Origin of the sequence: Halobacteriovorax sp. (assembly GCF_048381875.1) — a bacterium.
Taxonomy (GTDB): Bacteria; Bdellovibrionota; Bacteriovoracia; order Bacteriovoracales; family Bacteriovoracaceae; genus Halobacteriovorax_A; species Halobacteriovorax_A vibrionivorans.
In genome coordinates, this window is the sequence record NZ_JBLXBP010000011.1 from 1 (window position 1) to 8,115 (window position 8,115).

At 38.8% G+C, this 8,115-nt stretch carries 8 protein-coding genes and 1 tRNA gene; all 9 read right to left on the minus strand.

The genetic code is table 11. From position 1 onward, the window contains the following. Positions 1 to 86 precede the first annotated feature (86 nt). Positions 87 to 4,214 (minus strand): DNA-directed RNA polymerase subunit beta, encoded by a 4,128-nt coding sequence (gene rpoB / locus ACN5L8_RS14905; protein ID WP_114705883.1) that lies wholly within the window; start codon positions 4,212 to 4,214, stop codon positions 87 to 89. A 168-nt stretch (positions 4,215 to 4,382) separates the two neighbouring features. Continuing rightward, positions 4,383 to 4,751 carry a 50S ribosomal protein L7/L12 gene (rplL, locus tag ACN5L8_RS14910; RefSeq protein ID WP_114705884.1) on the minus strand — a complete coding sequence of 123 codons (369 nt, stop codon included), beginning with the start codon at positions 4,749 to 4,751 and terminating at the stop codon, positions 4,383 to 4,385. Positions 4,752 to 4,805: 54 nt separating this feature from the next. Next, entirely contained in the window at positions 4,806 to 5,336 is a 531-nt protein-coding gene (gene rplJ, locus ACN5L8_RS14915; RefSeq protein WP_114705885.1) for a 50S ribosomal protein L10, read from the minus strand. A gap of 95 nt (positions 5,337 to 5,431) precedes the next feature. Further along, on the minus strand, positions 5,432 to 6,139 hold the full coding sequence (gene rplA, locus ACN5L8_RS14920; protein ID WP_114705886.1) for a 50S ribosomal protein L1: 708 nt from the start codon (positions 6,137 to 6,139) through the stop codon (positions 5,432 to 5,434). Between the two features lie 10 nt (positions 6,140 to 6,149). Further along, complete coding sequence (gene rplK / locus ACN5L8_RS14925) at positions 6,150 to 6,575, minus strand: 50S ribosomal protein L11 (protein ID WP_114705887.1); 426 nt, start codon at positions 6,573 to 6,575, stop codon at positions 6,150 to 6,152. A 37-nt stretch (positions 6,576 to 6,612) separates the two neighbouring features. Then, entirely contained in the window at positions 6,613 to 7,242 is a 630-nt protein-coding gene (gene nusG / locus ACN5L8_RS14930) for a transcription termination/antitermination protein NusG (RefSeq protein WP_114705888.1), read from the minus strand. Between the two features lie 32 nt (positions 7,243 to 7,274). Next, positions 7,275 to 7,661: a preprotein translocase subunit SecE gene (gene secE / locus ACN5L8_RS14935; RefSeq protein ID WP_114705889.1), complete on the minus strand. Its 387-nt coding sequence runs from the start codon at positions 7,659 to 7,661 to the stop codon at positions 7,275 to 7,277. A gap of 132 nt (positions 7,662 to 7,793) precedes the next feature. Continuing rightward, positions 7,794 to 7,870: transfer RNA gene (locus tag ACN5L8_RS14940), tRNA-Trp, on the minus strand. Between the two features lie 169 nt (positions 7,871 to 8,039). Then, on the minus strand, positions 8,040 to 8,115 hold a 76-nt coding region (locus tag ACN5L8_RS14945), incomplete at its 5' end, for a hypothetical protein (RefSeq protein ID WP_419169043.1).

Below are 8,115 nucleotides of genomic sequence, written 5' to 3' on the forward strand. Positions count from 1 at the left end.
GGATCTTTTGGCTTATCAAAAAAGTTTAAAAGGTCTTTCATTTTTTATGCCCTCTTAATATATGGCAGGACTAAGCCTGCCATAAATTAACGAATAGATTCTTCAATTCTGTCTTCTTCAAGTTTAACGTCTAGACAAAGTGCCTGTAGCTCTCTGATTAGAACGTTGAACGATTCAGGAAGACCTGGTTCAAGTACTTGCTCACCTTTAACGATTGACTCATACATTCTAGTTCTACCGATAACATCATCAGATTTAACAGTTAAGAACTCTTGTAGTGTATAAGCAGCACCGTATGCTTCTAGTGCCCAAACTTCCATTTCCCCAAGTCTCTGACCACCAAACTGAGCCTTACCACCAAGTGGTTGCTGAGTTACAAGTGAGTAAGGACCTGTTGAACGTGCGTGAAGTTTTTCGTCTACAAGGTGGTGTAGTTTAAGCATATACATAACACCAACAGTAACGTCCTCAGCAAATGCATCACCAGTTTTACCATCAAACAGTGTAGTTTTACCGTGTGGTTCTAGGTCTGCAAGCTCAAGCATTTCTCTGATATCTGCTTCTGAAGCACCATCAAATACTTTAGTTGAGAAACGAACACCGCTAGTAAGCTTTTTAGCAAGTGCCATAACAACATCGTCTGAAGCTGACTTAAGCCACGCTTCAACCTCTGGAGTCTTATAGATTTTGTAAATGAAATCCTTGATCTCATGAACTTTCTGCTGTTCTTCAAGCATTACCTTGATTTTTTCACCAAGACCACGTCCGGCCCATCCAAGGTGAAGCTCAAGAAGCTGTCCGATATTCATACGAGAAGGTACCCCTAGTGGGTTAAGTACGATCTCAACAGGTGTTCCATCAGCAAGATATGGCATATCTTCACGAGGTACAACGTTTGAGATAACACCTTTGTTACCGTGACGACCGGCCATTTTATCACCTGGCTGAAGCTTACGCTTAATTGCAACGTAAACAGTAATCTTTTTGATTACACCTGGAGGAAGCTCATCACCTCTATGAAGTTTAGCAATTTCATCAGTAGTCTTAGCTCTAACTCTATTGATCTTGTTTCTAACATCTGCGAAATACTCAGATAGTTTTTCTTCAAGTTCGGCTTGTAGAGGTAAGTAACCAATTAGCTCAAATGGAATTGAAGCAAGTACTTCACCTGTGATCTCAGTTCCCTTAGAAAGAAGTTCTGCTGAACCATCTTCAGAAACAAGAACGTCAGTGATTTTTGCACCTTTAAGCATATCTGCAATTTTTAGAATTGCTGAAGTTTGAATTGCTTTAATTTCAATTCTTTCATCTCTTCTAAGAAGAGTTGTTTCTTGCTCAATGATATCCTTAGATCTTGCACAAAGCTCAACACCTTCACGAGTGTAAACTCTAGCATCAATTACTGTACCGTAAACAGATGAAGGAACTCTTAGTGATGTATCTTTAACGTCACCAGCTTTGTCACCGAAGATTGCTTTAAGAAGTTTTTCTTCAGGAGAAAGTTGAGTTTCACCCTTAGGAGTAATCTTACCTACAAGAATGTCACCTGGCTTAATGATTGCACCAACTCTAACGATCCCTGCTTCATCAAGGTCTTTTAGAGACTCTTCTGAAACGTTTGGAATATCGCGAGTGATTTCTTCTTTACCAAGTTTTGTATCACGAGCTTCAACTTCGAATGCTTCGATATGAACAGAAGTAAATACATCTTTTGCAAGAAGATCTTCTGAAATCAGGATCGAATCCTCGTAGTTGTAACCACCCCATGGCATGAATGCAACAAGAGGGTTTTGCCCAAGTGCCAGGTCACCATTGTCAGTACCAGGTCCGTCAGCTAGAACGTCACCTTTCTTAACAATGTCACCTTCAGTTACAAGAGCTTTTTGGTTATTACAAGTGTTCTGGTTAGTTCTTTGATATTTAACTAGTTTATAAATATCAACGCCAGATTCACCATCTTTAAAACTATCTCTTTGAATAACGATTCTATTTGAATCAACAAAGATTACTCGACCATTGTCTTCAGCAACAAGAACGGCACCAGAGTCTCTAGCTACAATTCTTTCTGTTCCTGTACCAACGATTGGAGCTTCAGTCTTAACAACAGGCACTGCCTGTCTCATCATGTTCGATCCCATTAGGGCACGGTTGGCATCATCGTGCTCAAGGAAAGGAATTAATGAAGTTGCAACTGAAATCATCTGAGTTGGAGAAACGTCCATTAAATTAACTTCTGCAGCGTCAACAAGCGTGAATTCACCTGAATCACGTGCAGCAACGTGCTCACCAACTAGCTTTCCATCTTTGATGTTATTTGCATCGATCTGAGCGATAACTTTACCTTCTTCTTGGAAGGCAGTGAAATACTCAACATCACCAATCTTTTGGTCTTCACCAATAGTTAGGTACGGAGTTTCAATGAAACCGTATTCAGAAACTTTTGCAAATGTTGCAAGAGAAGTGATTAGTCCAATGTTTGGTCCTTCAGGAGTCTCAACCGGACACATTCTTCCGTAGTGAGTAACGTGAACGTCACGAACTTCGAAAGATGCTCTTTCTCTCGTTAGACCACCTGGCCCAAGAGCTGAAAGACGACGCTTGTGAGTTACTTCTGAAAGTGGGTTCGTTTGATCCATGAACTGAGAAAGTTGTGATGAACCAAAGAATTCCTTAACGGCAGCAGCAACTGGCTTTTGGTTAACAAGGTCATATGGCATCATTGTATCAATTTCTTGAATTGCCATTCTCTCTTTAACCGCTCTTTCCATACGAACTAGACCAACTCTAAATTGGTTTTCAAGTAGTTCACCTACAGGTCTAACACGTCTGTTACCTAAGTGGTCGATATCATCTACACGACCCTTACCATTGTTAAGCTCAACAAGGTACTGGATTGTAGTGTTAATATCTTCTTTTGTTAAAACTGTATTCTCAACAGGAACATCAGTTTTAAACTTATAATTAATTTTCATACGACCAACGCGTGATAGGTCATATCTTTCTTCATTAAAGAAAAGACTTTCAAATAGAGCTTCTGCAGCTTCAACTGCTGGTGGCTCACCTGGTCTTAGTCTTTCAAAGATCTTAAGAAGAGCATCTTCTTTAGTATCTGTCTTATCTAGTAGAAGTGTGTTTCTGATTTGATCACCAAAGTTGATCATATCAATATAAAGACACTCAACTTCTTTAACACCAGCTGCTGTTAATTCTTGAATCTTAGCTTCTGAAAGAGCTTCGTTTGCAAGACAAATAACTTCACCTGTTTCTTCGTTAAAGATATCTTTAGCAACAACTTTACCAACTACTTCTTCTAAAGTTGCAGGAATTTCGTTTACTCCAGCTTCAGTAAGTCTTCTTACAGATGCTTTTGAGAACTTCTTCCCCTTTCTAACAATAGCTTTACCAGTTTTTGGATCAAGTACATCGTTTGTTGCACGAGTACCAGTCATAAGAGATAAGTCTAAAGTTCTAGTGAACTCACCATTCTTATCAAACTTAATCGTTTCCATGTTGTAGAACATATCAAGGATTTCTTCAGTACTATAACCAAGAGCCTTAAGAACTACTGTTGCATGTAATTTTCTTTTTCTATCAATTCTAGCGAATAGGATATTCTTGTGATCGAATTCGAAGTCTAGCCAAGAACCTCTATGAGGAATGATTCTAGCTGAGTAAAGAAGCTTACCACTTGAGTGCTTCTTACCACCATCGTGTTCGAATACGATACCAGGAGATCTGTGAAGCTGAGAAACAATAACCCTCTCAGTTCCGTTATATACAAAAGAACCAGTTTCGGCCATTAAAGGAATATTACCTAAGTAAACTTCCTGCTCTTTGATCGAAGATACAGTTCTCTGTTCGTTACCATCTTTGTCGACTGCTACATCATAGAATACTAGACGAACAACTACCTTAAGTGGAGCTTCATAAGAAAGTCCTCTTTGGCGACACTCTTTTACAGTGTACTTTGGCTCTTCAAGTGAGTAGCTAACAAACTCTAATGATACAGTTTTGTTAAAGTCATGGATTGGAAATACAGAATGAAAAACAGACTGCAGTCCCATTTCTTCTCTTTGAGAAGGAGGTACGTCCTTTTGAAGAAAGTCATCATAGGACTTCTTTTGTAGAAGCATGAGTGGAGGCGTCTCTAGCACCGATGGTGTAGAGGCAAAGTTTCTGCGAAACCACTCGTTTGGTCTAAAAACCTCAGTCATTATGGTTCTCCCGGGTTTTAATTGTTTAAACGTGCACGTTGTATATGTTTTTTTAGTTACTTAATAACTTTTTTTTTTGGTTTAATCAAACGCAAAAAAGGTGTGAAGATCGCTAAATCTCCACACCTGAATTTTTTAAATTTTTATGCGATGAGCAAAGGGCTTAAATTACTTAAGCTCAACCTTTGCACCAGCAGCTTCAAGTTTTTTCTTGATTTCTTCTGCTTCTTCTTTAGTAGCGCCTTCTTTAACAGTCTTAGGAGCACCTTCAACCATTTCTTTTGCTTCCTTAAGACCAAGACCAGTGATACCTCTAACTTCTTTAATAACGTTGATTTTCTTAGCACCTGCTTCAGCAAGTACAACGTCAAATTCTGTTTTTTCTTCTGCAGCACCTGCAGCACCTGCAGCACCTGCAACAGCTACTGGAGCAGCTGATACACCAAATTTTTCTTCAAGTTCTTTTACAAGTTCAGAAACTTCAAGAACAGTCATGCTAGAGATTTTTTCAATTAATTGTTCATTTGTAATAGACATATTTAACTCCTAAATTTTTAAAATAATTTCAACTATTAACTATTAACTTTTAAATTATTCTGCAGATTCTTCAGCTGCAGCTGGAGCAGCTTCACCGCCTGCTTCTTTTTGCTCTTTAATTGCATTAAGAACTCTAGCAAATGCTGAGATCGGTGCATTAAATGTTGCAAGAAGAGTACCAAGCATCTCATCACGAGATGGTAGGTCTGCAATTGCGTTTACTTCTGCTGGTGTTAGTGCTTTACCATCTAGTAAACCACCTCTAAGTTCTACTAATTCAAACTCTTTCCCACATTCCTTAAGTGCTTTTGCAACACCTGGAGCGTCTCCAAATGCGAAAGCAACTGCTTGTGTACCCTTAAGACCTGAAAGAAGTTCTTCCGCGTCTGTTCCGGCTGCAGCCTTTGAGAAAAGTGAGTTACGAGTAACAACTAGCGTTCCATCCGCATCGCGAACAGACTTTCTTAGAGCGTTGGCATCATTCGACGGTAGTCCAATAACGTTTGTTAGAAAGATAGCGTTTGCATCAGTGATCTTTTTATTAAGACCCTCGATGATAACGTCTTTCTCTGCTCTAGTTAACATCGTTTACCTCCTAAACTACTGGAGGGAGATTTCATGCAGGCTTTATGTGGCGTTAAACTTAATCAGCGGCCACACCGACAATCATCAACCCCTTATTATTTACTAGCTACTGCTGTAGCTTCTAGTGTGTCAATTCTAAGACCTGGTCCCATTGTCGTACTGATAGTCAGTGACTTAAGGTAAGTACCTTTTGCAGATGCAGGCTTAGCTTTAATAATTGCTGATACCATTGTATCAACGTTCTTTCTCAGGTCTTCAGTTGAGAATGAAGACTTACCAACTGGAACGTGGATGATACCATTCTTTTCAGTTCTGTATTCAACCTTACCGGCTTTTTGCTCTTTAACAGCATTTTCGATGTTTGGAGTAACAGTTCCTAATTTTGGATTAGGCATAAGACCTCTTGGCCCTAGGATTCTTGCTACACGACCAAGCTTACCCATCATATCTGGTGATGCGATAACTCTATCGAAGTCAAGCCAACCACCAGCGATCTTAGCAACTAGGTCATCTCCACCTACATGATCAGCACCTGCTGCTTCAGCTTTAGCAACATTATCACCAGAAGTGATAACACATACCTTAACTGATTTACCTGTACCTGCTGGAAGAGCTAGTGCACCTCTAATCATTTGATCTGCGTGTCTTGGATCAACACCAAGTCTAAATGCTAGATCAACTGTTTCATCAAAGTTAGCAAACTTGATTTCTTTAGCTAGTGCGATAGCTTCGTCGATTGTATAAGTTTTTGTTGTATCCACTTTTGAAAGTGCTTCTGTATATTTTTTTGATTTCTTAGCCATTGTACACCTCTTAGTAGTCCAGTTTAATACCAGCTGAACGACATGAACCTTCGATGATTCTTTCAGCAGCTTCTTGAGTAGCAGCTGTTAGATCTGGTCTTTTCGCTTCAACGATTTCTTCAATAACGTTTTTAGATACTGTCGTTACAACTTCTGTACCTGGCTTCTGTGCACCTCTTTTAAGCTTAAGCTTTGTCTTAAGAAGGTATGAAGCTGGTGGTGTCTTTGTTACAAATGTAAAAGAACGGTCAGAGTAAACTGTAATGATTGTTGGAAGCATTACACCTGCGTCTTTTTGAGTCTTTGCATTAAAAGCCTTACAGAATTCCATGATATTAACACCTTTTTGACCTAGTGCCGGCCCAACTGGTGGTGATGGGTTTGCTTTCCCACCTGGAATCTGTAGCTTAATGAAACCTGTGATTTTCTTAGCCATAAAATTCTCCTGCGAACTTGCGTTCTACCAACGATTATTAATTCTTTTCAACCTGAGAAGCGTCTAATTCTACTGGTGTTGGTCGACCAAAGATAGAAACGTTCACTTTCAGTTTTCCGTTTTCGTTTACTGATTCAATAGTTCCAATGAATGAAGCAAATGGTCCTTCAATAACCTTAACTTCTTCACCTTCAGAAAAGTCCACAGTTGTGCGTGACTTTTTGAAGCCTTCATTAGATTTACCTGTCATATAAGCTGCCTCTTCATCTGATAAAGGGGCTGGTTTGTCAACTGTACCACCGACAAAACCTGTAATTTTATCTGTATCTTTAACTAGGTGCCATGTGTTCTCATTCATAACCATTTGAATTAACACATAACCTGGAAAGAGCTTCTTAGTGATCGTTCTCTTTCTTCCACCTGCATGAGTTGTAACTTTTTCTTCAGGTACAACAATCTCACCAAAAGAATCTGTTAGCTTGTAGTTAACGATTCTTTCACGAAGAGTCTTTTGAACCTTGTTTTCTTGTCCTGTAAGAGCTTTTGCAATATACCAACGAAAGTTAGGGTTAACTGCTTCAGCCTGTTCAGTTGTTTCTTCAGAAGCCTCTGGCGCTGCAGTTACTTCTTCGTTAAGTTCTTTTTCTGATTCGTTATTATCAACCATGCTTTATCTCACTTTTATTTTTTTAAGTTAGGCTACAGAATTAAACTTAGTAATTGTCTGAATGAGTAATCAATCAGAACAAAGATACCGCTAACAATACTCAAAGCGATTACTAGTCCAACAGTTGTCTTTAAAACATCATCCTTATTAGGCCAAACTACCTTAACTAGTTCGCCATAAACATCTTCAAGTAATGTCGATGCAGACTTGTTTTTTACGATTGACATAAAAACAATCAGACCTACAACAATTCCAACAACTTGTACCGTGATTGGAAAGTTAGGAACCTTTGCTTCTAGATCAAACCATTCTCCTAATTGCTCGAAGAATCTAATCGTAATAAATCCACAAATTGCACTTACAGCAGCAACGAAAGCGTTAATCCACTTTTTGCTGTCTTCACTCTTAATGAGAGACATTTCAAATCCTTTTTTACCTAAATTAAACGTACAAGTACCAGATTATATCCCTTAATTAACATGCTTTGGCAAGTCTAAACAATAAAATGGGATAATTTTCCAAGTATTAATAAATAATATTTAAAAGAAAAGTGGCGGGCGCATAAGGATTCGAACCTTAAACCTACTGATTTGGAATCAGCCGCTCTACCAATTGGAGCTATACACCCGTAGTGATATTGGATTGATAAGTTACCCAAAAAGGCCTTCCTCGTCAATCTCTTATTCTTAGAAAAAAACCAAAATTTAAAAACTTACATGCATATTATAGGATGCAATCCCTACTCAATAAAAAAGGGGACCAAGTGGTCCCCCTCTATATCTTCAATAGAAAATCTATTAGTCTAGAATTTCAGATACTGTACCAGCACCAATTGTTCTACCACCTTCACGGATCGCGAACTTAAGACCTTTT